Annotated in this window: 24 protein-coding genes; 13 read left to right on the top strand and 11 right to left on the bottom strand. The window is 57.9% G+C overall.

Going from position 1 to position 25,400, the window contains the following annotated elements; genetic code table 11:
* Positions 1-12: 12 nt before the first annotated feature.
* The 7 genes from AC0KVQ_RS05990 to AC0KVQ_RS05960 all read right to left on the bottom strand — a co-directional run bounded on the left by AC0KVQ_RS05990 (position 13) and on the right by AC0KVQ_RS05960 (position 5,436).
* On the bottom strand, positions 13-774 hold the full coding sequence (locus AC0KVQ_RS05990) for an MBL fold metallo-hydrolase (protein ID WP_473420234.1): 762 nt from the start codon (positions 772-774) through the stop codon (positions 13-15).
* Positions 775-776: 2 nt separating this feature from the next.
* A complete protein-coding gene (locus AC0KVQ_RS05985; protein ID WP_473420233.1) occupies positions 777-1,454 on the bottom strand; it encodes an FHA domain-containing protein in 678 nt (225 codons plus the stop codon).
* A 5-nt stretch (positions 1,455-1,459) separates the two neighbouring features.
* Positions 1,460-2,284, bottom strand: a complete 825-nt coding sequence (locus AC0KVQ_RS05980; protein WP_473420232.1) for a Stp1/IreP family PP2C-type Ser/Thr phosphatase — start codon at positions 2,282-2,284, stop codon at positions 1,460-1,462.
* Complete coding sequence (locus AC0KVQ_RS05975; protein WP_473420231.1) at positions 2,277-3,281, bottom strand: serine/threonine-protein kinase; 1,005 nt, start codon at positions 3,279-3,281, stop codon at positions 2,277-2,279. Before AC0KVQ_RS05975 ends, AC0KVQ_RS05980 begins: the two co-directional genes overlap by 8 nt.
* Positions 3,282-3,364: 83 nt before the next feature.
* Positions 3,365-4,072 carry a monofunctional biosynthetic peptidoglycan transglycosylase gene (mtgA, locus tag AC0KVQ_RS05970; protein ID WP_473420230.1) on the bottom strand — a complete coding sequence of 236 codons (708 nt, stop codon included), beginning with the start codon at positions 4,070-4,072 and terminating at the stop codon, positions 3,365-3,367.
* Complete coding sequence (aroE, locus tag AC0KVQ_RS05965) at positions 4,072-4,884, bottom strand: shikimate dehydrogenase (protein WP_473420229.1); 813 nt, start codon at positions 4,882-4,884, stop codon at positions 4,072-4,074. Before aroE ends, mtgA begins: the two co-directional genes overlap by 1 nt.
* 99 nt (positions 4,885-4,983) lie before the next feature.
* The gene (locus AC0KVQ_RS05960) at positions 4,984-5,436 is read right to left on the bottom strand and encodes a rhodanese-like domain-containing protein (RefSeq protein ID WP_473420228.1); all 453 of its coding nucleotides are present in this window, start codon (positions 5,434-5,436) and stop codon (positions 4,984-4,986) included.
* A gap of 331 nt (positions 5,437-5,767) precedes the next feature.
* Between AC0KVQ_RS05960 and glnA the strand changes: the two genes are divergently transcribed.
* The 6 genes from glnA (at position 5,768) to ntrC (ending at position 11,769) form a co-directional block, all read left to right on the top strand.
* Complete coding sequence (gene glnA / locus AC0KVQ_RS05955; protein WP_473420227.1) at positions 5,768-7,177, top strand: type I glutamate--ammonia ligase; 1,410 nt, start codon at positions 5,768-5,770, stop codon at positions 7,175-7,177.
* A 90-nt stretch (positions 7,178-7,267) separates the two neighbouring features.
* Positions 7,268-7,891, top strand: coding sequence for an HAD family hydrolase (locus tag AC0KVQ_RS05950; protein ID WP_473420226.1), 624 nt, complete (start codon positions 7,268-7,270; stop codon positions 7,889-7,891).
* Positions 7,892-8,170: 279 nt separating this feature from the next.
* Positions 8,171-8,467 carry an Rdx family protein gene (locus AC0KVQ_RS05945; protein ID WP_473420225.1) on the top strand — a complete coding sequence of 99 codons (297 nt, stop codon included), beginning with the start codon at positions 8,171-8,173 and terminating at the stop codon, positions 8,465-8,467.
* Between the two features lie 32 nt (positions 8,468-8,499).
* Entirely contained in the window at positions 8,500-8,982 is a 483-nt protein-coding gene (locus AC0KVQ_RS05940; protein WP_473420224.1) for a DUF4124 domain-containing protein, read from the top strand.
* Positions 8,983-9,307: 325 nt separating this feature from the next.
* Positions 9,308-10,369, top strand: coding sequence for a nitrogen regulation protein NR(II) (gene glnL, locus AC0KVQ_RS05935; protein WP_473420223.1), 1,062 nt, complete (start codon positions 9,308-9,310; stop codon positions 10,367-10,369).
* Positions 10,370-10,371: 2 nt separating this feature from the next.
* On the top strand, positions 10,372-11,769 hold the full coding sequence (ntrC, locus tag AC0KVQ_RS05930) for a nitrogen regulation protein NR(I) (protein ID WP_473420222.1): 1,398 nt from the start codon (positions 10,372-10,374) through the stop codon (positions 11,767-11,769).
* Between the two features lie 105 nt (positions 11,770-11,874).
* Here the strand turns inward: ntrC and AC0KVQ_RS05925 are convergent, their stop codons facing one another.
* The 4 genes from AC0KVQ_RS05925 to AC0KVQ_RS05910 all read right to left on the bottom strand — a co-directional run bounded on the left by AC0KVQ_RS05925 (position 11,875) and on the right by AC0KVQ_RS05910 (position 17,535).
* Positions 11,875-13,590: a response regulator gene (locus AC0KVQ_RS05925; RefSeq protein ID WP_473420221.1), complete on the bottom strand. Its 1,716-nt coding sequence runs from the start codon at positions 13,588-13,590 to the stop codon at positions 11,875-11,877.
* Positions 13,591-13,603: 13 nt separating this feature from the next.
* Positions 13,604-15,718 carry a UvrD-helicase domain-containing protein gene (locus AC0KVQ_RS05920; protein WP_473420220.1) on the bottom strand — a complete coding sequence of 705 codons (2,115 nt, stop codon included), beginning with the start codon at positions 15,716-15,718 and terminating at the stop codon, positions 13,604-13,606.
* A gap of 87 nt (positions 15,719-15,805) precedes the next feature.
* A complete protein-coding gene (locus AC0KVQ_RS05915) occupies positions 15,806-16,129 on the bottom strand; it encodes an H-NS histone family protein (protein WP_473420219.1) in 324 nt (107 codons plus the stop codon).
* A gap of 92 nt (positions 16,130-16,221) precedes the next feature.
* A complete protein-coding gene (locus tag AC0KVQ_RS05910) occupies positions 16,222-17,535 on the bottom strand; it encodes a TolC family outer membrane protein (RefSeq protein ID WP_473420218.1) in 1,314 nt (437 codons plus the stop codon).
* 203 nt (positions 17,536-17,738) lie between these two features.
* Between AC0KVQ_RS05910 and argB the strand changes: the two genes are divergently transcribed.
* From argB to AC0KVQ_RS05875, 7 genes are all read left to right on the top strand, one after another.
* Positions 17,739-18,620, top strand: a complete 882-nt coding sequence (gene argB / locus AC0KVQ_RS05905) for an acetylglutamate kinase (RefSeq protein WP_473420217.1) — start codon at positions 17,739-17,741, stop codon at positions 18,618-18,620.
* A 111-nt stretch (positions 18,621-18,731) separates the two neighbouring features.
* Complete coding sequence (locus AC0KVQ_RS05900; protein ID WP_473420216.1) at positions 18,732-19,163, top strand: CBS domain-containing protein; 432 nt, start codon at positions 18,732-18,734, stop codon at positions 19,161-19,163.
* The gene (locus AC0KVQ_RS05895; protein ID WP_473420215.1) at positions 19,160-19,813 is read left to right on the top strand and encodes a pyrimidine 5'-nucleotidase; all 654 of its coding nucleotides are present in this window, start codon (positions 19,160-19,162) and stop codon (positions 19,811-19,813) included. The genes AC0KVQ_RS05900 and AC0KVQ_RS05895 overlap by 4 nt, the downstream gene beginning before the upstream one ends.
* Before the next feature lie 348 nt (positions 19,814-20,161).
* Positions 20,162-21,514: an MFS transporter gene (locus tag AC0KVQ_RS05890; protein WP_473420214.1), complete on the top strand. Its 1,353-nt coding sequence runs from the start codon at positions 20,162-20,164 to the stop codon at positions 21,512-21,514.
* A gap of 542 nt (positions 21,515-22,056) precedes the next feature.
* Complete coding sequence (gene gudD, locus AC0KVQ_RS05885) at positions 22,057-23,394, top strand: glucarate dehydratase (protein WP_473420213.1); 1,338 nt, start codon at positions 22,057-22,059, stop codon at positions 23,392-23,394.
* 138 nt (positions 23,395-23,532) lie between these two features.
* Complete coding sequence (locus AC0KVQ_RS05880) at positions 23,533-24,681, top strand: glycerate kinase (protein ID WP_473420212.1); 1,149 nt, start codon at positions 23,533-23,535, stop codon at positions 24,679-24,681.
* Positions 24,682-24,882: 201 nt separating this feature from the next.
* Positions 24,883-25,392 (top strand): tripartite tricarboxylate transporter TctB family protein, encoded by a 510-nt coding sequence (locus tag AC0KVQ_RS05875; RefSeq protein WP_473420211.1) that lies wholly within the window; start codon positions 24,883-24,885, stop codon positions 25,390-25,392.
* Positions 25,393-25,400: the final 8 nt, after the last annotated feature.

The raw sequence follows: 25,400 nt of genomic DNA, 5'->3' as shown, positions 1-25,400 counted from the left end.
GTTTTCATGGCTTCAGAATTCGATGATATCGCCGTTGCCCAGTGCACGCGCCGGCAGGCCCAGCCGGGCGATCTCCCGCATGATCTGTTCGCTGTCGGCGGGTTTGAGATGGGTGATTCGCACATCCACCATTCGGTTCAACTGGGCCAGTTGTAGCCGCAGGCTGGTCGGGCACAAATGCCTGGCCGCATGCGCCAGGCGTGCCTCGCTGTCCGGGAAAGCCGTTTCGATGATCAGGGCGGACAGATTGGGTATCGCATTGACTGCGGCCCAGAATGCATCACCACCGATACTGTCGCCGCTGAAGACCACCGAAGCGGCGCCGCTGTCGATGCAGAAGCCCGTCGCCGGCACGGTATGTTCAGCCGGCAACGCGGTGATGCGGCAACCTGCCACCTCATGCGTTTCACCGACTTCCTGCGGACAAAATCGCAGCACGGCCCGTGCGGCATCGGGGATCAGGGTGAAGTCCGGCCAGATCTGCCAGTTGAATACATGCTCGCGCAGGCAGGCGATGGTGGCGGCGCTGGCATGCACTGTCACCGAGTGGCCATTGCGACAGCCAGCCAGCGTATCCAGCAGCATGGGCAGACAGGCAATATGATCGAAATGGGCATGCGTCAGGAACACATGCTCGATCTTCTGCAACGCATCGAGAGAGAGACTGCCCACGCCGCTGCCGGCATCGATCAGGACACATTCATCCAGCAGGAATGCCGTTGTCAGATTCCCCCCGCCGACGCCACCGCTGCATCCCAGTATTTTCAGTTGCATGATCAGTCCCCGCCAGCGGCCTGTTCCAGGGTGAAGCGCATCTGCACGCCCATGAAATCGATAAGGTCGCCCTGGACCAGATCGTGTGCACGCTGGCCGATTTCCCGGCTGTTCACGCGCGGGCTGCGTACGCCTTCGACGTGGCGTAGTGTATAGCCTTGCGGCTGGCGCTCGATGCAAGCCACTTCGACACCGGTCTTGCCCAGCGTGGTCAGCGGTTTGCCCAGCCATATTTCCCGCCCCGCACTGGCGCCGTTCAGCACACGCAAGCAGCCGGTCATGACTTGCGGCTGCGCGCTGGCCACCACCGGTCGGGTATCGACCACGCCGCCGCCACTGCCGATTTCAGTCATCATCAGCGTGTGCTCGAATCCGGGCTGGGCGCCAGCCTGATCATCCAGATAATGCAGGGTAAAGGGCGCGATGCCGATGGCATCTCCTGACTGCAGCTTCTGGCGCTTGCCGATGCGCTTGCCATTGAGACGCGTACCGTTGGTACTGTCGCGGTCTTCCAGATAGACATGGCGACCACTGCGTTCGATCACGGCGTGGTCGCCGGAAACCGTCGGATGCTCGAGCTGGATATCACAGTGCTTGCGCCGGCCTATCGTGATACGTCCGCGTGTCAACGCACATTCGCGCAACAGCTGACCATCCAGTTTGATCTGCAGTTTGGCCATGCCCATCACCTGGATGCCAGCCGGGCAAACCAGCCGCGCCCCGCGGCATAGCCGTGCCTGATACCCACCAGCACCACCGAGACATTATCGCGCCCGCCATTGGCATTGGCCTGCTCGATCAGCGTCTGCACCGCCAGGGGCAGATTATCGGCAAACAGGCCCAGCACTTCCGCGATCAGATCATCCGGCAACATATCGGTCAACCCGTCCGAACAGAACAGGTAGAGATCGCCGACCTGAACCTCGCACTGCTGGATTTCACTTTGCACGTCATGCGCAATGCCCACCGCTCGGGTTACCAGATTGCGGTAGCTTGCGTTCCGGGCCGACTCGGCATCGATCAGCCCGGCATCGAGCTGTTCCTGCAGCAGCGAGTGGTCATGCGTGATGCGTGCGAGGGTCTGCTCGCGATATCGATAGAGGCGGGAATCGCCGACATGCCCCACCACCAGCTGATTGTCGTAAAACAGGCCGCAGACTACCGTGGTGCCCATGCCGTAACAGAGCGCATCGGTGGCCGCGCGCTCGAACACCACGCTGTTGGCCCGGTCGATGGCAATGCGCAACATTTCCAGCGCAACAGGCAAGGACGAGCCCTTGTTGGCCCGCGCTTGCGGACGCAAGGCATCCAGCTCCGCACGCAAGGTCTCGCTGATCACGTCGATCGTAAGCCCGCTGGCCACTTCGCCCGCGTTGTAGCCGCCCATGCCATCGGCCAGCACGACCACACCCAGCTCGGCATCGTAGAACACCGCATCCTCATTGTGCTCACGTACGCGGCCGGTATCCGTTGCGCCCGATATTTCCAGCGCTCCCCGCAGGCTATGCATGTGGATCTTTCCTCTTCTGTGATGCTTCCAGCCGTGCCAGTGCCAAGGCAAACTGCGCACCGGTCTGGAATCGCTCGGTCACGGTCTTTTGCAATGCCTTCATGATAATCCTCGCCAGCGCTGCCGGCAGCCTCGGCTGCAGGATTCTGGGATCTTGCACGGGTTGAGACTGGATCGCCTGCATCAGTTCAGCCAGGGATTGGCCGCTGAACGGCAAATGGCCGGTACTGAGCTGAAAAAGCACCGCCCCCAGTGAATAGAGGTCGGAGCGGCCATCGATATGCTCACCGGCCAGCTGTTCCGGCGACATGAAGGCTGGTGTGCCCAATACCATGCCGGTAAGCGTGCGGCTGGCATCGGTCAATCTGGCCACGCCAAAATCCGTCAGCTTGACCCGGCCTGTCTGCGGATCATAGAGAATATTGGCAGGCTTGATGTCGCGATGCACGACCTGGCGACCATGGGCATGATCCAGCGCCAGCGCGATCTGGCGCACCAATGCCAGCACCTGCGGCAAGGGCAACAGCTGATCGGGCGCGGTCCAGTCACTGAGCGGCCTGCCCGGAAAAAACTCCATCGCCATCCAGGCCAGATGGCCGTCTTCGCCGGCGGCAAGGGTCTGGATGATGGCCGCATGGCGCAGTCGTGCCACGGCCTCGGCCTCGCGCAGAAAGCGGGTTTTGACCTCAGTCAGGAGAGCCGGCGCAAATTCCGGCGCCAGCGCAATGGTCTTGAGCGCAACCGCCTGCCCGGTTTGTGCTTCGTGTGCCAGATAGACCGCACCCATTGCACCACGCCCCAGCAAGCGCTCGATCCGGTATCCCCCCACCATATCCGGCAGTGCTGCCGTCACCACGGGCGGCACGGTGGCACCCAGGCGCACACCGGCCGGCCTATCTGCCGGCTGCTCACGCAACAACTGCCGCAGCAGCAAGATCGCCAGCAAACCCACGGCCAGCAGCACGGCCAGGATGACCCCTATCATCAACATGCTCATTGCGCGTTCCGTTCAACCTGCCCGATTTCAGAACCTGTTCTCAGCTATAGCTGCCATCGGGCCAAACTGATAGGTGATCCGATTCAAGGCACATCGACGTAAGACATGCGCCGCTGGATGATGCTGGCCTTGCGCAGCATTCTCGAATCATTGCGACGGGTATCGTAATAGCGCGGGTTGGGCACCATCGCCGCCAGCCGGGCGGCCTGTGCCGGGGTCAGCGTGGATGCACTGTTGCGGAAATAGTGGCGCGCAGCGGCTTCCGCCCCGAATACGCCATTGCCCCACTCGATGACATTGAGATAGATCTCGAAGATACGGCGTTTATCCATGACCGCCTCCAGCATCACCGTGATCAGGGCTTCCTCCAGTTTGCGCCACGGGGTGCGTTTGGAAGAAAGAAACAGGTTCTTGGCCAATTGCTGACTGATGGTCGAACCGCCGGCAACGATACGCCCCTTTTTCAGGTTCTTTTCCCAGGCAAGCTGGATACCCTCCCAGTCGAAACCTTCATGTTCGAGGAATTTGGCATCTTCGCTGGCCACCAGCGCGCGTTTGAGATGCCCCGAGATGCGGTTGTACGGCACCCATTTGTGGCGCAATTCAGCGTCGGGCCTTTTCTGCTGCAGGCGATCCAGTTGCTCTTCCATGAATGCGGTCTCGGACGGATTATGGCTGCGCCACCACAGTACATGGCCGAGAATCCAGACATTCCAGCACAGGAAAAGCAGCAGGATTGCCAACAGTATCCGGGCAATCCAGCCGGCAGACGTCAGCTTGCGACGCGCCATCAGGCAGCACGCAACAGATCGAAGACCGGCTGGGCATCCGGACGCAAGCCGGTCCAGACCTCGAAGGCTTCCACGGCCTGGAATACCAGCATGCCCAGGCCATCGACCCGTTGCGTCACGCCCGCTTCCTGGGCACGTTGCATGAAGGGGGTTTCCCCTTTGCCGTAGACCATCTCGTAGGCCACGCAGCCCGGCGCAAACACGCTGGCTGGCAGCGGGAACGCCTGGCCACCCAGGCTGGCGGAGGTGGCATCAATGATCACGTCAAAGGCACCTTCGACCTGATCGAGCCCCACCCCACTGATCGGTACGCGGATCTGCGCACTGAACTGACTGGCCAGATCGGCAGCCTTGCTGGCGGTACGATTGGCAATCACGATCTCGGCCGGCAAGTCAGCCGCCAGCGGCAGGATCACCCCGCGCGAGGCGCCGCCAGCACCCAGCAACAGCACGCGCTTACCCACCAGCAGGCAGAATCGGCGCAGGTCCATGACCAGACCGATGCCATCGGTATTGTCGCCCACCAGCGTGCCATCCGCTTCGAGCTTGAGCGTATTCACCGCCTGTGCGGCCTGCGCACGCGGGCTCAGGCGATCGCACAGCCGGAAGGCTTCTTCCTTGAACGGCGCGGTGACATTGCCGCCTTGGCCGCCCTCGGCAATGAACTGGCGCAAGGCAGCTTCAAAACCATCGAGCGGCGCCAGGATACGGCCATACTCGAAATCCTTGAGGCCAAACTGGGCAGCAAAGGCCGTCTGGATAAGCGGAGATTTGCTTTGGGCAATCGGATTGCCAAAAATGGCGAGGCGCATGACACGACCCTGCGAAATTTTGAAAGGGCGAATTCTACACCGGGCTTAGCCAAGAGCTGCCCTGGATCTGTTGCAATAGATCCAGGACAGAGGGAAACCCTACATGTTTATCCAGGGCAGCCCCGCAGCCTTCCAGCCATTGCACTTGCCACGCTGCTGATTCTCGTCCTTGTCGCCCTCGAAACCTTCCAGAATATTGTAGGACTCGGTATAGCCATGCTGCGCCGCCAGCGCTGCTGCCTCGTGCGAGCGCACGCCTGAGCGACACAGAAACAGCACCATGCTTTCACGATCCACCACGGCCTTGAGCCGGGTCAGGAAATCCGGATTCAAGCTCATCAGCGGATAGCGTTTCCATTCGATCAGTTCCGCCTGTGGCACGACACCGACAAACTGCCATTCCGGCTGTGTGCGGACATCGACAATCTTCACGCCGGGCAGGCCCTGCATCAGTGCCCAGGCTTCTTGCGGCGTGACCGCACCGGAATAAGGCAAATCGAAATCGTCTGCCCGTTCACGGGCAAGTTGCAGGATGTGGGCGAGTTGGCTCATTGCGGTGTGTCTCCATTATTCATTGAATATGCCGTTTATCCGGCCAGGCTTGTTGGGCTCTTGTTTTATTTTATCGTTCGATACGGAAATGCTTACCAGCAAAAATGACAGCCGGCCGAAACGCACCCAAACAGTGCAAGATCAAATCAAATGTCATAAATTGGTGCATGGATTGGCTCGTGCAGCGGGCTAAGTCCTTGTGGCACAATAGCGACGCCCAATGCACAAAGCTGGCATGAATTCTGCTGCATAACGCGCCGAGCGCCTGCGCGATGTTTCGGCGTCTATTGAATCAGATCAAATTTCAGTCTCTCAACAAGGAGAATCAAACATGGCGGCAGCCGACGTAATCAAGCTTATCCAGGAAAACGATATCAAGTTCGTTGACCTGCGTTTTACCGACACCCGTGGCAAAGAACAACACGTAACCGTACCGTCCCACGTTGTGGATGAAGAGTGGTTCGAACACGGCCACGCTTTCGATGGCTCCTCCATCGCTGGCTGGAAGGGCATTCAGGCTTCCGACATGCTGCTGTCGCCGGACCCCGCTTCCGCCAAGATCGACCCGTTCTTCGACGAACCGACCGTATTCATCACCTGCGACGTGATCGAACCGTCCGACGGCAAGGGCTATGACCGCGACCCGCGTTCCATCGCCAAGCGCGCTGAAGCCTACCTGAAGTCCACCGGCATTGGCGACACCGCCTACTTCGGTCCGGAACCAGAATTCTTCATCTTCGACAGCATCACCTGGAACACCGACATGTCCGGTTGCTTCGTGAAGATCAATTCCGAAGAAGCTGCCTGGGCCACCGGCGAAAAATTCGAAGGTGGCAACACCGGTCACCGTCCGATGGTCAAGGGCGGCTACTTCCCGGTTCCGCCGGTTGACAGCCTGCAAGACATCCGCGCCACCATGGTGCTGATCCTGGAAGAGCTGGGCATCCCGGTTGAAGTGTTCCACCACGAAGTGGCTACCGCCGGCCAGTGCGAAATCGGTACCAAGTTCAGCACCCTGGTACAACGTGCTGACTGGACTCAAGTCATGAAGTACGTGATCCACAACGTGGCTCACCAGTACGGCAAGACCGCCACCTTCATGCCGAAGCCCATCGTTGGCGACAACGGTTCCGGCATGCACGTGCACCAGTCGATCTGGAAAGATGGCAAGAACATGTTTGCAGGCAACGGCTACGCCGGCCTGTCCGACACCGCCCTGTACTACATCGGCGGTATCATCAAGCACGCCAAGGCACTGAACGCCATCTGCAACCCGGGCACCAACTCGTACAAGCGTCTGGTTCCGCACTACGAAGCGCCGGTCAAGCTGGCCTACTCGGCTCGCAACCGTTCCGCTTCGATCCGCATTCCGCACGTGCAGTCCGACAAGGCTCGCCGTATCGAGACCCGCTTCCCGGATCCGCTGGCCAACCCGTACCTGTGCTTCTCCGCCCTGATGATGGCCGGTCTGGATGGTATCCAGAACAAGATCCACCCGGGCGATCCGGCCGACAAGAACCTGTACGATCTGCCGCCGGAAGAAGACAAGCTGATCCCGACCGTGTGTGCCTCGCTGGAAGAAGCTTTGGCTGCACTCGACGCAGACCGCGAGTTCCTGACCCGTGGCGGCGTGTTCAGCAACGAATTCATCGACGCCTACCTTGAACTGAAGATGGCTGAAGTGAACCGTACCCGCATGACGACTCACCCGGTTGAGTTCGACATGTACTACAGCCTGTAATCCACTCGGATTACCGCTGTCGCAAAGCCCCGTGTCTCGGCACGGGGCTTTGTTTTTCGTAGAATCCCTTTTTTATCGCAGGCTGCCATCATGTCTATCCGCGCCGTCGTATTCGACCTGGGTGGAGTTCTGGTCGACTGGAACCCCGAATATGTCTACCGTGCGCTAATCCCGGATGCGGATGAACGCCGCTATTTCCTCACACATGTCTGCAACAGCACCTGGAATGTGCAGCAGGATGCCGGCAGATCGCTTGCGGAGGGCACGGCGCTGTTGGTGCGGCAATTCCCCGAGCACGCCAACCTGATCGAGGCGTTCTACTCGCGCTGGCCCGAGATGCTCGCCGGCACGCTGCCGGATGGTTTGGCGCTGCTGGAAACACTGGATGCTGCAGGCATCCCGCTGTATGCGCTCACCAACTGGTCGGCGGAAACCTTCCCCTATGCGCGCGCCAATTTCCCGCTGCTTAGCCGTTTCCGCGACATTCTGGTATCGGGCGAAATCGGCCTGATCAAGCCCGATCCGGCTTTCTACCGCCTGATGTTCGATCGCATCGCGCGCGATTTGCCGGACTTGCAACCCGAAGAACTCGTCTTCATCGACGATGTCGAACACAACGTGCAGGCTGCTCGCGCACTGGGCTGGCATGGCGTACATCACGGCAACGACCGGCACTCGCATCTGGAATTGCGCATACTTGGCCTGCCAACCTGAGAGCCTGTTCACGATCTTTTCACCGCAGCGCCAGACAGGAAAAGGGTTAGCCACAAGGCGAACGACGCTGGCAATAACGGGTTATTTCCAAGACGTTCAATGCAGTGGATGGCCATTTTCCTGCCTGGCCCGGCGGGTTCCGGGCATTGCCGGCAGCCGCCGGCGTTACAAACCGCTTGTGGTACACGTACCACGGCACGGTTTGTGCCTTGGCCTCTATCCGGCACTGCACAGAACGCTGCGGTAAAATGATCGTGAACAGGCTCTGAGGAAATCGTCATGAACAGCACAGACAAACCCCGCGTGGTTATCCACTACTGCACCCGTTGCAACTGGCTGCTACGCGCCGCTTGGCTGGCGCAAGAACTGTTGACCACCTTCAGCGAAGAACTGGGCGAAGTTGCCCTGCAACCCGGAACGGGTGGCGTTTTTGTGGTGAGCTGCAACGACACCATCATCTGGGACCGCAAGACCGAACAACGCTTTCCTGAAGCCAAGGAAATCAAGCAGCGCATCCGCGATCTGATCGTGCCCGACAAATCACTGGGCCACAGCGACAATCGACAGCCCGACTGACAGCATTGAGGGCCCTGTGCTACTCTCGATCCATGATGAAGCTACGCCATTTAACGCCGCTGCTGTTTGTACTTGCCGCCCCGACATGGGCCGACATCTACAAGCATGTCGATGAGCACGGCAACATCACCTTTACCAATGCACCGGTCAGGGGTGCGCAACGCATCCTGATCGAACCCACGCGCGCAACAGCCCGCTCTGCCGCACCCAGCCTCTCCGCGCCCGCACCATCACGCAGCACGGTATCGCCTTCATCCTTCCCGCGCGTGGATGCCGGCACCCAGAAAGAGCGTGACCTCAACCGCCGCCGCATTCTGGAAGATGAACTCGGCAACGAGCAGCGCCTGCTGAACGAGCGCAAGCAGGAACTGACCAACGCCGAAGCCCAGCGCAGCGCACAGGACAAATCCAACCCGCAACAATATGTCGAGCGTCTGGGGCGCCTGCGGGAAGGTGTATTGCTGCATGAAAAAAACATCGCCGCCCTGCAAAGCGAACTTGGCAAGTTGCGCTGATTGCCCCTGCCCTTCCATGCACTGATTTGGCACAGCCAAACCTGCCCTCCGCACGTGCACTGATCGCCCCACTTTGGTGCGCTATACTGGTGCAAGCACAATCAATCATCGCGTGAAAACTGTTCATCACTGGTCGTGATAAACCGCCGGCGGGGTGAGACACCGCGTAAAAAACGGAATGCACAGGGAACACATGCGGATTTGAGAACCTGTTCACGGTTTCGCAGCAAGCGCAGGGGTGGGCTCCAGCAAGCGATTTTGCTGCGTTTATACGGGCTGGCCCATCTTTTGCTTTCATACAGGCAAACCTAAGGAGCGCAGCGCCATGAGCCACAGCGCATTTGCCGGACTTGAATTTCTGGATGCCGCAGTACTTGCCATCGCAACCGATGGCCGAATCACCTATGCCAACCCGGCAGTCAAAAGCCTGTTCACCCTGCGCGATTGCGAAGGACTGACACTGGCAGCCTGCTTCGGTCCGGCTTCGCCGATTACCCAAGCCTTTCTGACCGCCCAGCGTGACAACATCTCGATCACCGAACACGAGCTGGCCGTGGAAGGCCCGCAAGGCGAGATGTACATCACGCTGACCGTGACGCCGATCGAAGCATCGCAGGCGGCTTTCGTGCTGGAAATTCGCCATATCGATCAGCAACGCCGCATTGCCAATGAAGAACGCGTGCAGGCGCAGCAGCAGGCCAACCGCGAACTGATCCGCAATCTGGCGCACGAGATCAAGAATCCGCTTGGCGGCATTCAAGGGGCTGCCCAGCTGCTGGCGCACGAGCTGCCCGATCCACGCCTGAAGGAATACACCCAGGTCATCGTCGAGGAATCGCAGCGCCTGCAAGGGCTGCTGGATCGCCTGCTGACCCCGCACCGCCTGCCCAAACTAACCGAACTCAACATCCATGAAGTGCTGGAACGCGTACGCAGCCTGGTTCAGGCCGAGACCCCCAACGGGCTGGCGGTGAAGCGCGATTACGACACCAGCCTGCCACCGCTGATTGCTGACCGCGAACAGCTGATCCAGGCCGTGCTCAATATCGTGCGCAATGCCGTGCAGGCGATGAGCGGCATTGGCGAAGTCTGCCTGCGTACCCGCATTGCGCGCCAGGTCACGCTCAACCGCCGACGCTATCCGCTGGCGCTTCGCATCGAGATCGTGGACAACGGCCCGGGCATTCCCGAGTCGCTGCGCGAAACGCTGTTCTATCCCCTGGTTTCCGGCCGTCCCGGCGGCACTGGCATCGGCCTGCATCTGGCGCACACCTTTATCGTGCAGCATCACGGCATGATCGAATTCGACAGCCGTCCCGGCCATACCTGTTTCACCATTCTGCTGCCAGTCAATGCCTGGCAGAACGACAAGCATCATTCGGAGTAAACATGAAAGCCGTCTGGATCATTGATGATGATCGTTCCATCCGCTGGGTGTTCGAAAAGGCCCTGACGCGCGAAGGCATCGATCACGCCACCTTCCCTTCCGCCACCGAAGCGCTGGCGCGCATGGAAACCGAGCGCCCAAGCGCCGTGGTGTGCGATATGCGCATGCCGGGTGAGTCAGGCCTGACCTTCCTGGAAATCGTCAAACGCGAATGGCCGGAAATCCCTGTCATCATCATGACCGCGCACTCCGATCTGGACAGCGCCGTTTCAGCTTTCCAGGGGGGCGCCTTCGAATACCTGCCCAAACCCTTTGACGTCGACCAGGCGGTGCTGCTGGTTCGCCGCGCACTGCAGGAAAGCGAGCGCCAGGCCGAAACCATCGAAGCTGCCTCGCCCGCACCGGAAATTCTCGGCAAGGCGCCAGCAATGCAGGATGTATTTCGCGCCATCGGCCGCCTGTCGCAATCGGCCGCCACGGTGATGATCACCGGCGAATCGGGCGCCGGCAAGGAGCTGGTCGCGCGTGCCCTGCATCGGCACAGCCCACGTTCAAACAAGCCATTCATCGCCATCAATACGGCAGCGATTCCGAAGGATCTGCTCGAATCCGAGCTGTTCGGCCATGAGCGCGGCGCCTTTACCGGCGCGGACGCCAAGCGCCAGGGCCGCTTCGAGCAGGCTGAAAACGGTACACTGTTTCTCGATGAAATCGGCGACATGCCGCCAGATCTGCAAACCCGCCTGCTGCGTGTGCTGTCTGATGGATTCTTTTACCGGGTCGGTGGCCATCAACCGATCAAGGCCAACGTGCGCGTGATCGCCGCCACCCACCAGAACCTGGAAGAGCGGGTCAAGCAAGGCCAGTTCCGCGAGGATTTGTTTCACAGATTGAATGTGATTCGTCTGCGCCTGCCGCCCCTGCGGGAGCGCAAGGAAGACATTCCGTTGCTCGCGCGTTTCTTCCTGAGCAAATCCGCGACCGAACTCGGCGTCGAAGCCAAGCGGCTGTCAGAAGAAGCCATGGCGCAACTGGCCAGCTTTTCCTTTCCCGGCAACGTGCGGCAACTGGAAAACATCTGTCACTGGATCACGGTGATGGCACCGGGCCAGGTGGTTGAAATCAACGATCTGCCGCCGGAACTGCTGGAACAAAGCGGCCCGGCCCCCGTGGCCAGCGGCAACTGGCTGGCGGCGCTGGCTGCCGAAATCTCCGGGCGTCTGGCACGCGGCGAACACCGGGTACTGGATGAAATCACGCCGGCATTCGAACGGGTGGTAATCGAACAGGCACTGGCCTACACCGGTGGCAAACGCATCGAAGCCGCCGAACTGCTCGGCTGGGGCCGCAATACCCTCACGCGCAAGATCCAGGAACTCGGCATGGAAGGCGTAGTATAAGAACTTGTTCACGATCTGTGGCGAGAAACTGTCAGCGGGGTGAAGAGCAGCGCATGAGCTCCGATCACGGCTTCGCAGCAAGATCATGAACAAGTTCCAAGATCATCAGGGGTGGGTAGTACCACCCCTGTTTTGCGGTCCCAATCGCGCCGCTAACCGGCGATGAATCTCGGTCAGCTGCAAGGCACGGCCGTTATCTGGATCGATTTCCTGAATGCGCGTTAGATATTCCCAGGCCTGGCGCATATAGGTTTCATGCCAGCCATCGCGATTCACGCAGGCCAGCAGCGCATTGGCCGCGTTGATCAGCACCAGCACATTGGCCGGCATATCGGCAACCGCCTTGATGAAGTGTTCTGCCGCCGCCCCAAGCTCGCCGGCTTGCGCCATGCGCACCGCTTCGTTGTTGAGCGAGACGATATCCTGCGTCACCTGCGCAATCAGTTGCTGCGCCTTGTCTTCCTGTCCTGCCCGCCGATAGGCATCACGCACACGTTCCTGCACCGCAGGATCATCATGGCTGTTCTTGAGTACGGTGCGGATAAGCTGGTCCGCCACATCGCTACGTTGCTGATGCAGGCAAGCGCTTGCCAGCACCAGACCGATGGCCGGCGCCGGCGGTTCCTGCATGCCCGCCATGCTCTGCAACGCCAGATCCAGCACATCGCGCGCTTTTTTCGATTCCCCCTGGCGCAGCCAGACTTCGGCATCCAGCGTATCAGCCAGTAACCCCGCTGCGCCATCCTTGAAGACTTTGCGCAGCTCTGCCGCAGTCTTGCGCGCGGCAATCAAATCGCCCTGCGCCAGTTGCACCTGGCCAAGCCGGGCCTGGTCCACCGGATCTCGCCAGAACGAATAACGCGAGAGACGAACCGTTTCTTCCAGCGCAAGCTGCGCCGTGGCAAGATCGCCGCCACGCCAGGCCAATTCGCCCAAGTCGCGCTGGCGATTGATCACAAAGGGCGATCGTTGCGCAGCCTGCTTCAGCACCTCCAGTGCGGCCAGATCATCACCCTGCGCACTTTGCGTGCGCGCGAGCCAATCATAGGCGTCGAGCACCAGCTCATGCTCGGCGATCACGCCCTGGAACACTGTCTGCGCTTCGGCATAACCCTTGAGCCGATACAGCGCCTTGCCCAGTGCCATGCGCGCCCATGCCAGGTTGTTTTCCACCAGGATTTCGCGACACGCATCGCGCACCGCGCTCCAATCGCCAATCCGCAGCAACAGGTGCACCTTCATGCGCAGAAAAGCCGCAGCATCCTCGTCTGCGGCCTGAATACCCTGGTCGCACAGGCGAATGGCTTGCAGGAAATCATGCGCCAGAATGGCTTCGTCGATCGGGCGGAAGCGTGACTTGCGTCTGAGCGCCTTGTTCAAGCGGGTATAGAGCAGCTCGCCAGTATAAGGCTTGAGCACGATGGCATCCGGCGCCAGCTCGGCTGCACCGATCACGCGTGTGGCGCGTCGCTCGGAAGTAACGATGATAAAGACGCATGAAGCCTTGAGCAGGCCATGGTGGCGCGCCTCATCGAACAGATGCAGGCCATCGAAACCGCTGCCAAGATCGTACTCGGACAGGATCACATCATATTCAGTCTGCCGGATCTGGACGAGCGCATCACTGGCACGACTGGCATGGTCGATCCGGGTCGCGCCAAAACTGCTGAGTTGCGCACTGGTCGCAGTACGCATGTCCGGCACGCTGTCGACCACCAAAAAAGCAAGGGTGGACAGATCCACCCCGGCCGGCGCCGGGATGGGATCTGGCTCCGGCTCGGCTGCCGGGCGAATGAAGGAATAGGGTCTGATCTCGGCCATGCTTGCAGTATAGTCAGTCAGCCGGCTGCAGCTTGGCATACGCCACGGCCAGCCATTTCGGCCCGTGATCGCGGAAATTGACCTGCACGTTTGCACCCTTGCCTTGCCCTTCGTAATCGATCACCACGCCATGGCCAAACTTGGGGTGAACCACATTCATGCCAATGCGCAGGCCATGCTCAGGCGGCTCGGCCCGGCTGGCAACCTGTGGTGCGGCAGGTGCATAGCCGCGATTCAGATACTTGAGCAGGTCGGCAGGAATTTCCGCCAGAAAGCGCGAGGCAATGCCAAAGCGCGTCTGGCCGTGCAGCATGCGGCTTTGCGCCAGGGTGAGATACAGACGCCGCCGCGCACGGGTAATCGCCACATACATCAGGCGACGCTCTTCCTCCAAGCCATTGACGTCGTTCAGACTGTTGTCGTGCGGGAACAATCCTTCTTCCATGCCGCACAGAAACACCGCATGAAATTCCAGCCCCTTGGCGGCATGCACGGTCATCAACTGAATCGCCTCCTGCCCGGCACCGGCCTGGTGCTCGCCGGCTTCCAGCGAGGCATGGCTCAAGAAAGCAACCAGGCTGTTTTCATCTTCGCTCACGAATACTGCGGCGGCATTGACAAGCTCATCCAGGTTGGCCAGCCGCTCCTCACCTTCGCGCTCTGCGCGGTAATGTGCCTGCAGACCGGACAAATCGAGCATCGTGCTGACCAGCTCCGGCAGCGGCAGCATGCGTGTTTGCGTGCGCATCGCCTCCACCAGCTCGATGAATTTCCTGACGGCCGCGCCACTGCGGCCAGTCGCGCCGGAACAAGCGGCTTGCCACAGGCTGGTCCCGGCCTGGCGTGCACTATCCTGCAGCCCTTCCACCGTGCGTGCGCCGATGCCGCGAGTCGGGAAATTGATAACGCGCAGCAAGGCACTATCGTCTTCCGGATTGGCAATCAGGCGCAAATACGCCAGCGCATGCTTGATTTCCTGGCGCTCGAAAAAGCGCAAGCCCCCATAGACGCGGTACGGAATACCGGCATTGAACAGCGCATGCTCGATCACGCGTGATTGCGCATTGGCGCGATACAGCACGGCAATTTCGGTCGGATTGGTGCCATCACGCATCAGATTGCGCGCTTCATCGACAATGAATTCCGCCTCCTCGAAATCGGTAACGGCTTCATATACGCGGATGGGTTCGCCCGATTCGGCCTCGGTCCACAAATTCTTGCCCAAACGATGGCGATTGCGCGCGATCACGGCATTGGCCGCATCAAGAATATTGCCGTGCGAGCGATAATTGCGCTCCAGCCGAATCACATGTCTGACGGCAAAATCGCGCTGGAAATCCTGCATATTGCCGACATTGGCACCGCGGAACGCATAAATCGACTGATCATCATCACCCACGGCAAAAAGCGCGTTACTTTCGCCAGCAAAAAGCTTCAGCCACTGATATTGCAAGCGATTGGTATCCTGAAATTCGTCAACCAGGATATGCCGGAAACGGGATTGATAATGCGCACGCAATGCTGTATTGCGCAGCAATAATTCATAACAGCGCAACAGCAATTCGGCAAAATCAGCCACCCCTTCACGCTCGCATTGCCGCTCATATTCGACATAGATGGTTTTTAGCATGCGCGAATAATCATCCCAGGCATCCACCTCCTGTGCACGCCGGCCATTTTCCTTGTGGCCATTGATGTAGAGCTGAACCGTCTTGGGAGGATAACGTTCGTCATCCACATTGATCGCCTTCATTACCCGCTTCACGGCCGCCAATTGATCCTGACTATCCAGAATGGCAAATGTTTCGGGCAACCCGGCTTCGCGCCAATGCAGGCGAAGCATGCGATTGCACAGACCGTGAAAGGTGCCGATCCACAATCCGCGCGGATTGAGCGGCAGCATGGCCGTCAGGCGTGCCAGCATTTCCTTGGCCGCCTTGTTGGTAAAAGTAACCGCCAGAATCCCTGCCGGGCTGGCCATGCCGGTGGAAAGTAGCCAGGCAATGCGGGTGGTCAATACACGTGTCTTGCCGCTGCCCGCGCCAGCCAGAATCAGTGCATGTTCTGCCGGCAACTCCACCGCAGCAGATTGTTCCGGATTCAGGTGCAGCGTAAGTGGATGGGGCATGATATTTCCAAGACAGTCGAGTAAGCGGACATTTTACCGAAATAAAAAAGGGCGGCCTCAGCCACCCTTGATTGGATTGATCCCGTATCAGAAACGCAGATCATCCAGCGATTTGCCGGCAGCCAGCCATTCAATCACCCATTGCGGCTTGCGGCCACGACCTGTCCAGGTCTGGGTGTTGTCAGCCGGGTTGGCAAATTGTGCAACGCCAGCAGCAGCGCTCTTGCGCGATTTCTTTTCAGAAATTTCGCTCAGCACTTCAGAGAGGGAAAGACCGGCAGCGGCAGCCAGGCGCTGGATTTCAGCACGCAGGTTCTGCTTTTCGGATTCACGACGACGAACGATTTCAACATCGATCTGTTTCTTCAGATCAGCCAGCTGTGCCAGATTAAAACCGGAAAGATCAATCACTTTAGCGCCCCTTGCAGAGTTTCTAATTGGATAAATAAAGACTTACTGATCGAATTATGCCCAGCGATTCATTTATATTCAAGTTTTCCAATTTATTTTATTAACCAGGCATTAATATTTTGCACATCCTCTTCGCTTAAATCCCCGGCGACTGCCTCAAGCTGCAAGCGCGCATAAAGATAATTGTAACGTGCAACCATCAGATCATAGCGGGTCGAATAATATTGCTGCTGGGCGTTGAGCACATCAATCGTGGTGCGCACGCCAACCTCTTGCCCGAGCGTAGTGGAATCCACCAGCGATTTGCTTGATACCAATGCCTGCTGCAGGGCACGTATTTGCGCCGCACCATTCTTTACCCCCAGAAATGCACTCTGGGTCGACTGGATCACATTGCGCCGTGTTGCTTCTACCGTGCTGCGCTGGGCATCCTCTTTGGCAATAGCCTCTTTCAACTGCGAGCTACGATTTCCGCCGGTATAGAGCGGTATCGACAATTGCAATTCGATACTGCTGGTGCCAGTTCGATCAGTCCCGGTATTGCGGGCCGGATCCCACTTATCGTTGTATTTGGCAACCAGATCGAGGCTGGGAGAGGTTTCTGCGCGGTATTTATCGATTTCGCGCTTGGCAATGGCAAGACCGAGTTGCTGGCTGATCAGGCTGTAATTACCGGATTCCGCGCGTGTGCTCCAGGCTGAAAATTCGGCTGGATCGGGAGCCATTGCGCGGGCTTGCTCGCCCGCTGGCGCCAATTTTTCCGGATCGAGTGCGGTGAGCATGGCAAAGACTTGCTGCTTGACGGACAAATCATTGGCAGCGGCAATTTCCTGCGACAGCATTGCGTCGTAGCGGGTCTGCGCTTCATCGGTATCGGTAATGGTTGCCACGCCGACTTCGAAAGATTTCCTGGCGAGCGCCAATTGCTGGGAAATGGCTTCCTTCTGCGCGGCAATCACCCGCATTTTTTCCTGTGCTGCCAAGACATCGAAATAAGCCTTGGCCAGGCGCAGGATCAAATCCTGTTCGGCGGCGCGATACTGGATTTCGGCCTGCCTGACCTGCAAGCGCAATTGATCGGCACCCACCAGATTTTCGACCCGATAGAGGGGCTGACTGGCGCTGACACCATAGCCATACCCTTCGCCATGCTTGTTATAGGAAGATCCCGCCGCGGCAGCGTTGTAATCGGTCCAGCCATACCCGGCATTGCCCGAAAGTGTCACCTTGGGCAGCATCAAAGCCTGCGCCTGAGCCGTTTTTTCCTGGCCGGCTACCCATGTTTGTCGGGCTGCCTGATAGGTGGCATCAAAAGCTTTTGCTGCCTGCAGCGATTCAACCAGATCTGCTGCCATAGCATAACCCGCCAACAACAGCATGCAAGCAGCCAACAGAGGCTTGTTCATGGGCATTCCTCGAAATTGCGCCGATTGGGTCATTATCGTTGATCCAGCCCATCCTGACGCAATCACCGTGGTGAAAATTCAGCCTTCAGGCAATTCAACCCGGATAATCCATCGTGCATCCCTATGAATTATCCGGATTCAAGCAACTGCCAAGACTTGACCTTCACTCTGCTAGAATTGCGGCATCGTTCAAGGAGCATGTCATGACCGCTGCCATTACCGCACAACAAAAGGCCGAGATCCTGTCCGAGGCCCTGCCTTATATCCAGAGTTTTTTCGACAAGACCATCGTGATCAAGTACGGCGGCAACGCCATGATCGACGAAGAACTCAAGGAAGGTTTCGCTTCCGACGTCGTGTTATTGAAACTGGTCGGCATGAACCCGGTTGTCGTCCATGGCGGCGGCCCGCAAATCAATGATCTGCTCGACCGCATCGGCAAAAAAGGCGAATTCATCCAGGGCATGCGCGTTACCGATGCCGAGACCATGGATGTGGTGGAAATGGTGCTTGGCGGGCACGTGAACAAGGAAATCGTTTCGCTGATCAACAAGCATGGCGGCAAGGCGGTAGGCCTGACCGGCCAGGATGGCCACTTCATCAAGGCACGCAAGATGTTCCTCAAGGGCGCCAACGATGATGAACTGATCGACATCGGCCAGGTCGGCGAAATCGAATCGGTTGATCCCACCCTGGTCCAGCACCTGGATCGCGAGGATTTCATCCCGGTAATCGCCCCTATCGGCGTGGACAAGGAAGGCGAGAGCCTCAATATCAACGCTGACCTGGTTGCCGGCAAGCTGGCCGAAACGCTGAAAGCCGAAAAGCTGATCCTGATGACCAACACGCCGGGCGTACTGGATAAACAGGGCAACCTGCTTACCGGACTCACCTCACAGAAAATCGACGAATTGTTTGCTGACGGCACGATCTCGGGCGGCATGCTGCCGAAAATCTCCTCGGCACTCGATGCCGCCAAGAATGGCGTGAACTCGGTGCACATCATCGACGGTCGCGTAAAACATGCGTTGCTGCTGGAAGTGCTGACCAGCCAGGGCGTGGGCACGATGATTCGCGCAGCCTGAAGCCTGAAAAACTGAAACATACCGGCAGGCGGACCAATGCGGGACCGCTTGCCTGGCGTGGCCAAACGGCATATAAATTGGGAATAATTCCCAAATACACCGGAGACCACGATGAAAACCGCACGCCAGCTTCTCAGTGACAAACAGATCCCCCACCCTGTCAGCATCCCGTCCGGGGTGACCGTATTCCAGGCCTTGCAGGTATTGGCCGAATGGAATGTCGGCGCAGCCCTGGTCATGGAAAACGGCCAGCTCATCGGCATCTTTTCCGAACGTGATTACGCACGCAAAGTGGTGCTGCAAGGCCGCTCCACCGCCACTGCCAAGGTCAACGAAGTCATGACCAGCCATGTCGTCTGTGTGCGTGCCGATACACTGGTCAGCGAATGCTTGGCCCTGATCACGGAAAAGCGCATCCGCCACCTGCCAGTCAAGGAGGAAGGCAAGATTCTAGGGGTGCTGTCGATCGGTGACCTGGTGCGAGCCACACTGGAAGAAAAGCAGTTCACCATCGAACAACTGGAAAGCTACATCTACCAATGAGCATGCATACGGCTGGACGCACCTGGATCTTTGATCTGGACAACACCCTGCACAATGCCAGCCGGCATGCTTTTCCGGTCATCAACCGCTCGATGACCGTCTACATTGCCGAGCGCCTGGGGCTGAGTCACGACGAAGCTTCGGCGCTACGCCAGCGCTACTGGCACCGCTACGGCGCCACCTTGCTGGGGCTGATGCGGCACCATCCCGAAATCGACCCGCACCACTTCCTGCATGCTGCGCACCCACTGGAAGAAGTCACACGCGAAATCCACCCGATGCCTGGCCTGCATCGCACCCTGCGCCGGCTGCACGGCAAAAAAGTGCTGTTTACCAATAGCCCCTCGGCTTATGCGTTTGCACTGCTTGAGGCACTGCAAATCACCGACTGCTTTGATGCCGTCTTCAGTGTGGAAGATGTCCACCTACAACCCAAACCCCTGATCGCCGCCTACCGCACGCTATTGCACCGGCTGCGACTGAATCCGCATCGCTGCATCATGGTGGAAGATTCTGTCCACAACCTGTTGCCAGCCAAACGCCTGGGCATGAAAACCGTCTGGTTGCGCCGAAGCGCGCACCTAGATCCGGCCGTGGATATTGTCATCCGCAATCTGGCGGATCTCACCTCGCGTACCTCCCAAATATAAACTGACGGCACTCTTCACCGGAAACTCACCCAAACTGCCGAATTTCTGGCAAAAATCCAACACCACAACAAAAACTGTGCATCGGTCCAGTAACCAAGCCATATAAAGCCAAGCATTCTGACTCTCGCACGAAGATAGCGCTCAGAGACTACCTTATTCTTCTCGCGTCCAAACATCACCGATTTTGCAAAAGCAGATCATTGGCAAGGCAGCGTGATGTCCTGGGAAAACCATCTGGTCCACACTCTCAAGCAATTTTTCCATTTTGCAGAGGCTTGTCCCACACAGAAGCCAGTCAACTGGCCCCCAAATGGTCTTCATAACAATTCTCAAGGGTCGATATTTAACATGCAGAACAACGAAGTCGCGCTGAAGTCCGGCGCAGACGCACTAAGCGCCAAAAAAACCAATGTCCGGTGGATCGTCGTCGCGGTCCTGTTCTTTATTACCGTGATCAACTATGCCGACCGCGCCACCATCTCGCTGGCCGGTCCGGAAATGGCGAAGGAATTGAACTTTGATTCCGTCACCCTGGGCTATATCTTCTCGGCCTTCGGCTGGTCTTATGTAATCGCACAGTTGCCAGGCGGCTGGTTCCTGGATCGTTTCGGCTCCAAGGTCGTTTACGCCCTCAGTATTTTCTTCTGGTCCCTGTTCACGCTGATGACCGGCCTGGTGGGCTTTCTGACCGGGTTTGCCGCAGTAGCAACACTGTTCTGCCTGCGTTTCCTGGTTGGCGCATCCGAAGCCCCATCGTTCCCCGCGAACAGCCGCATTGTGGCGGCCTGGTTTCCGGCCAACGAACGCGGCACGGCATCGGCCATCTTCAACTCCGCGCAATATGCCGCGACCGTGATTTTTGCGCCGCTGATGGGCTGGCTGATCCAGAACTACGGCTGGCATTCGGTATTTACCGTGATGGGCGTGCTGGGCATTCTGTACGTACTCGTCTGGAACAAGCTGATCCACGATCCGAAGGATCACCCGATGGCCAACGAAGCCGAAGTTCAGTACATCGAACAAGGCGGCGGGCTGGTCAGCATGGATCAGAGCAAGAAAGATGGTGCCAAGGTCGAAGGCCCGAAGTTGCACTATCTCAAGCAACTGCTTGGCAATCGCATGATGGTGGGTATCTATATTGCGCAATACTGCATCACGGCCCTGACCTACTTTTTCATTACCTGGTTCCCGATCTATCTGGTCAAGGAAAAAGGGCTGACCATCCTGAAGGCAGGCTTCGCCGCTGCGATTCCCGCCGTCTGCGGTTTTGTGGGTGGCGTACTGGGCGGCATCATTTCCGATTACCTGCTCAAGCGTGGGTTTTCCTTGTCCGTTGCCAGAAAAACCCCAATCGTGCTGGGCATGCTGCTCTCGATGACCATGGTGTTTTGCAACTACGTCAATGGTGTTGAGGCCGTCATCTTCTTCATGGCCCTGGCATTCTTCGGCAAGGGCATTGGTGCACTGGGCTGGGCCGTCAATTCCGATACCGCACCCAAGCAGATCGCTGGGCTCTCGGGCAGTCTGCTCAACACCTGCGGCAATCTCTCCAGCATCACCACGCCGATTGCCATTGGTTACATCATCCAGACCACCGGCTCCTTCAATGGCGCGCTGGTTTATGTGGGTGCCCACGCTTTTGTTGCCATCGCCTGCTATTTGTTCTTTGTGGGTGAAATCAAGCGATTCGAACTGAAGTAATTACCCCCCTCCCAGGCACACAGCGAGCTGTGTGCCTGCCCAAAACCACCTCCCTTGCAGAACTCGCCGACAAGCTCCGCGGCATTATATTTCACTGAAAAACGCTCAAAAAGCAGCAAGCTTTCCACCCGACATCTGTGCGCAGGCATAAAAAAACCGGCCAAATCAGCTCATTTTCCCGTAGCCAGAGCAAATGCCACAAGATAACTGTGCAAAACAACAAAAAAAGCACTATCAAATAAAAAATTACAAAGCACATGCACGAAGAAACTCCATTCTTCCTGACTTATGCTGATCGCACTGTAATCAGACCTTCGGCGCTACAGAAAAACAGGGGTCAAAAGCAGCAAATATGGCATGACCCTGTGCTGGCAATAAAAGCTCCAGCATAAAAATGCTGCATGTGGCTGCTGATCCAATCTTGTGGCCGATCTGCTTCACAAAGTTTTACCAGGGATGCGCAAACGATCTCCTCCTCTCCCGTTTGCCATCCCTATTTTTAATAACTCACGTCGCGACAAGTCGACCAACAGGAGTTTTTGATGAGCAAGGCAACCACCCCCATCGTTACCGAAATGCAGGTCATTCCTGTCGCCGGTTACGACAGCATGCTGCTGAACCTGAGCGGTGCACACTTCCCGTTCTTCACCCGTAACCTGGTGATCCTGAAAGACAATTCCGGCAAAACCGGCGTAGGCGAAGTTCCCGGTGGCGAAAAGATTCGTCAAACCCTGGAAGACGCCATTCCCTTCGTCGTGGGCCAGGAAGTCAGCAGCTACAACGCTGTTCTGAACAAGATGCGCAAGGAATTTGCCGACCGTGATTCGGGCGGCCGTGGCCTGCAAACTTTCGACCTGCGTACCACCATCCACGCAGTCACCGCCGTTGAAGCCGCCATGCTCGACTTGTTCGGCCAATTCCTGAACAAGCCAATTGCCGCCCTGCTGGGCGATGGCCAGCAACGCAGCGAAGTCGAAATGCTCGGCTACCTGTTCTTCATTGGCGATCGCAACAAGACCAACCTGCCGTACATGACGGGCGAAAACGCCTCGTGCGACTGGTACCAAGTGCGTCACCAGGAAGCACTGACCCCGGCAACCGTAGCCCGTCTGGCCGAAACTTCCTATGAAAAATACGGCTTCAACGACTTCAAGCTCAAGGGCGGTGTGCTGCGCGGCGAAGAAGAAATGCAGGCCGTTATTGCGATCAAAGAACGCTTCCCGAACGCTCGCGTCACGTTGGACCCGAACGGTGGCTGGCTGCTCGAAGATGCGATCAAGCTGTGCAAGGGCATGGGCCACATCCTGGCTTATGCCGAAGATCCGTGCGGTGCCGAACAAGGCTACTCCGGCCGTGAAATCATGGCGGAATTCCGCAAGGCCACCGGCCTGCCGACCGCGACCAACATGGTCGCCACCGACTGGCGCCAGATGAGCCACGCGATCAACCTGCATTCCGTGGATATCCCGCTGGCTGATCCGCACTTCTGGACCATGCAAGGTTCGGTACGCGTGGGCCAGACCTGTAACGACCACGGTCTGACCTGGGGCTCGCACTCCAACAACCACTTCGATATCTCGCTGGCGATGTTCACCCACGTGGCTGCTGCGGTACCGGGCAAGGTTACCGCGATCGATACCCACTGGATCTGGCAGGAAGGCACCGAGCGCCTGACCAAGGAACCGTTCCAGATCAAGGGCGGCATGGTTGCCGTACCGGAGAAGGGTGGCCTGGGCGTTGAAATCGACATGGCACAGGTCGAGAAGGCGCACGCGCTGTACAAGGAAAAATGTCTCGGTGGTCGTGACGATGCGCTCGGCATGCAGTTCCTGATTCCGGGCTGGAAGTTCGACAACAAGAAGCCTTGCATGGTGCGCTAATCAAGTGCCCAGCCCTCCAGCCGGAGGGCTGTCACGAAAGCCTGTTCTGGCAGGTTTTCGTGACAGATGGCAACTGCACCCGGCAATAACCATAAAGCAGTATCGGGTCTCACATACATAAAACGGTTAAGAAAAATTATGAAAATCATCATTGCACCAGACTCCTACAAGGAAAGCCTGTCTGCAGAGGAAGTGGCCAACCAGATCGAAGCCGGTTTCCGCGAGGTATTCCCGGATGCCGAATACGTGAAATTGCCGATGGCCGATGGTGGTGAGGGCACTGTTGCCGCCTTGGTGGCGACCACGCATGGCCGCATAGTGAAAAAGACCGTGACCGGCCCGCTGGGCCAGCCGGTTGAAGCTTTTTACGGCCTCACCGGCGATGGTCAGACCGCCATCATCGAAATGGCAGCAGCCAGTGGCCTGGAAATCGTGCCGATCGAGCAGCGTAACCCGCTGGTCACCACGACTTACGGCACAGGCGAATTGGTGCGCGATGCGCTGGATGCCGGTGTGCGCCACATCATCTTTGGGATTGGCGGCAGCGCCACCAATGATGGCGGTGTCGGCATGGTGCAGGCATTGGGCGGACGCTTTCTCGATTCGAACGGGCAGGAAATCGGCTTTGGTGGCGGCACATTGAATCAACTGGATCGCATTGACATCAGCCAGCTGGATACCCGCCTGGCTCAATGTGGAATCGAAGTGGCCTGCGACGTCAACAACCCGCTGGTTGGCCCCAAGGGCGCGTCGGCCGTATTCGGCCCGCAGAAGGGCGCCACGCCGGAAATGATCAAGCAACTGGATGCCAACCTTGCGCACTACTGCGAACTGATCAAGCGCGATCTCGGTATCGACATTTGCGATACGCCTGGTGCCGGGGCCGGCGGTGGCATGGGTGCCGCCATGCTGGCTTTCCTGAAAGCCGATCTGCGCCCCGGTATTGAAATCGTGGTGAAGGCTGCCGGACTAGAGCAAGCCATGCAAGGCGCTGATCTGGTGGTAACCGGTGAAGGTCGCATCGACAGCCAGACCATCCACGGCAAAACTCCGATTGGCGTGGCACGCGCAGCCAAGCGCTTCAATATTCCGGTAATTGGCATCGCCGGCGGACTCTCTGCCGATGTCAGCGTCGTACACGATCACGGCATTGATGCGGTGTTCAGTGTGCTCTACAAAATCTGCAGTTTGCAGGAGGCACTGGGCAATGCGGCAGACAACATCCGATTGGCTGCACGCAACATCGCGGCCACGGTAAAAATTGGCAACGACACTCTGCAGAGATAATCGCCGCCATACACATGCATGTGTGAAGGGCACGCGAAACGACACTTATTTGAATACTGCGCAACGTTTGGATCCTTACCTATAACAAGGAGGTTACGAAGCTGGCAAAGCTTTGCATACGTAAAAAAAACAGCCATCCAAGAACAAGAACACGGCTGTGTTGACCATTTTTTTATCTGAAGAGGGAAAAGAGGTGTAGTGATGACTAAATACAGAGACTTGATTGTGGGGGTGGTATTCCTGGTCTTTACCGGGTTTTACCTTTATCAAACCTCACTGATTGAAATTGCCGGTGATTCCGGCGTAGGTCCCAAATTCTTCCCGGAAGTGATTGCGGGCATAACGGGTTTGCTGAGCGTTATCCTGATCGTGATGAGCCTGAACAAGCTCAAGCGCGAAACCGGCAAAGCGGCAGCCAAGCCAGCAAAGCAAGCCGAGGAAGAAAAGCCCAACAATATGGCAGTGGTACTGACCATCCTGCTGATTCTGGGTTTTGTGGGTTTGTTTGAACCGCTCGGTTTTGTTCCAGCCACCGTGGCGTACCTCTTCCTGCAGTTCAATGTAGCCGCCCCGAAAAACCAGAAGACGCTCAAGCACCAGGCCTATTACCTGGTGGGCAGCTTGGTTGCCGCTTTCAGCATCAACTACATTTTCGTCACCGGCTTCAATGTGATGCTGCCGCAGGGCATCCTTGATACGCTGATGTACTAAGGGGTGAA

The sequence above is a fragment of the Formivibrio sp. oc-25 genome (assembly GCF_055810895.1).
The sequence above is the reverse complement of the archived record's forward strand: the minus strand, read 5'-3'. Positions and strand labels throughout refer to the sequence as shown.

What these genes read in the sequence shown, in the direction of transcription:
- AC0KVQ_RS05990 (WP_473420234.1), bottom strand. Translation starts at nt 774, where the DNA reads ATGCAACTGAAAATACTGGGATGCAGCGGTGGCGTCGGCGGGGGGAAT.
- AC0KVQ_RS05985 (WP_473420233.1), bottom strand. Translation starts at nt 1,454, where the DNA reads ATGGCCAAACTGCAGATCAAACTGGATGGTCAGCTGTTGCGCGAATGT.
- AC0KVQ_RS05980 (WP_473420232.1), bottom strand. Translation starts at nt 2,284, where the DNA reads ATGCATAGCCTGCGGGGAGCGCTGGAAATATCGGGCGCAACGGATACC.
- AC0KVQ_RS05975 (WP_473420231.1), bottom strand. Translation starts at nt 3,281, where the DNA reads ATGAGCATGTTGATGATAGGGGTCATCCTGGCCGTGCTGCTGGCCGTG.
- mtgA (WP_473420230.1), bottom strand. Translation starts at nt 4,072, where the DNA reads ATGGCGCGTCGCAAGCTGACGTCTGCCGGCTGGATTGCCCGGATACTG.
- aroE (WP_473420229.1), bottom strand. Translation starts at nt 4,884, where the DNA reads ATGCGCCTCGCCATTTTTGGCAATCCGATTGCCCAAAGCAAATCTCCG.
- AC0KVQ_RS05960 (WP_473420228.1), bottom strand. Translation starts at nt 5,436, where the DNA reads ATGAGCCAACTCGCCCACATCCTGCAACTTGCCCGTGAACGGGCAGAC.
- glnA (WP_473420227.1), top strand. Translation starts at nt 5,768, where the DNA reads ATGGCGGCAGCCGACGTAATCAAGCTTATCCAGGAAAACGATATCAAG.
- AC0KVQ_RS05950 (WP_473420226.1), top strand. Translation starts at nt 7,268, where the DNA reads ATGTCTATCCGCGCCGTCGTATTCGACCTGGGTGGAGTTCTGGTCGAC.
- AC0KVQ_RS05945 (WP_473420225.1), top strand. Translation starts at nt 8,171, where the DNA reads ATGAACAGCACAGACAAACCCCGCGTGGTTATCCACTACTGCACCCGT.
- AC0KVQ_RS05940 (WP_473420224.1), top strand. Translation starts at nt 8,500, where the DNA reads ATGATGAAGCTACGCCATTTAACGCCGCTGCTGTTTGTACTTGCCGCC.
- glnL (WP_473420223.1), top strand. Translation starts at nt 9,308, where the DNA reads ATGAGCCACAGCGCATTTGCCGGACTTGAATTTCTGGATGCCGCAGTA.
- ntrC (WP_473420222.1), top strand. Translation starts at nt 10,372, where the DNA reads ATGAAAGCCGTCTGGATCATTGATGATGATCGTTCCATCCGCTGGGTG.
- AC0KVQ_RS05925 (WP_473420221.1), bottom strand. Translation starts at nt 13,590, where the DNA reads ATGGCCGAGATCAGACCCTATTCCTTCATTCGCCCGGCAGCCGAGCCG.
- AC0KVQ_RS05920 (WP_473420220.1), bottom strand. Translation starts at nt 15,718, where the DNA reads ATGCCCCATCCACTTACGCTGCACCTGAATCCGGAACAATCTGCTGCG.
- AC0KVQ_RS05910 (WP_473420218.1), bottom strand. Translation starts at nt 17,535, where the DNA reads ATGAACAAGCCTCTGTTGGCTGCTTGCATGCTGTTGTTGGCGGGTTAT.
- argB (WP_473420217.1), top strand. Translation starts at nt 17,739, where the DNA reads ATGACCGCTGCCATTACCGCACAACAAAAGGCCGAGATCCTGTCCGAG.
- AC0KVQ_RS05900 (WP_473420216.1), top strand. Translation starts at nt 18,732, where the DNA reads ATGAAAACCGCACGCCAGCTTCTCAGTGACAAACAGATCCCCCACCCT.
- AC0KVQ_RS05895 (WP_473420215.1), top strand. Translation starts at nt 19,160, where the DNA reads ATGAGCATGCATACGGCTGGACGCACCTGGATCTTTGATCTGGACAAC.
- AC0KVQ_RS05890 (WP_473420214.1), top strand. Translation starts at nt 20,162, where the DNA reads ATGCAGAACAACGAAGTCGCGCTGAAGTCCGGCGCAGACGCACTAAGC.
- gudD (WP_473420213.1), top strand. Translation starts at nt 22,057, where the DNA reads ATGAGCAAGGCAACCACCCCCATCGTTACCGAAATGCAGGTCATTCCT.
- AC0KVQ_RS05880 (WP_473420212.1), top strand. Translation starts at nt 23,533, where the DNA reads ATGAAAATCATCATTGCACCAGACTCCTACAAGGAAAGCCTGTCTGCA.
- AC0KVQ_RS05875 (WP_473420211.1), top strand. Translation starts at nt 24,883, where the DNA reads ATGACTAAATACAGAGACTTGATTGTGGGGGTGGTATTCCTGGTCTTT.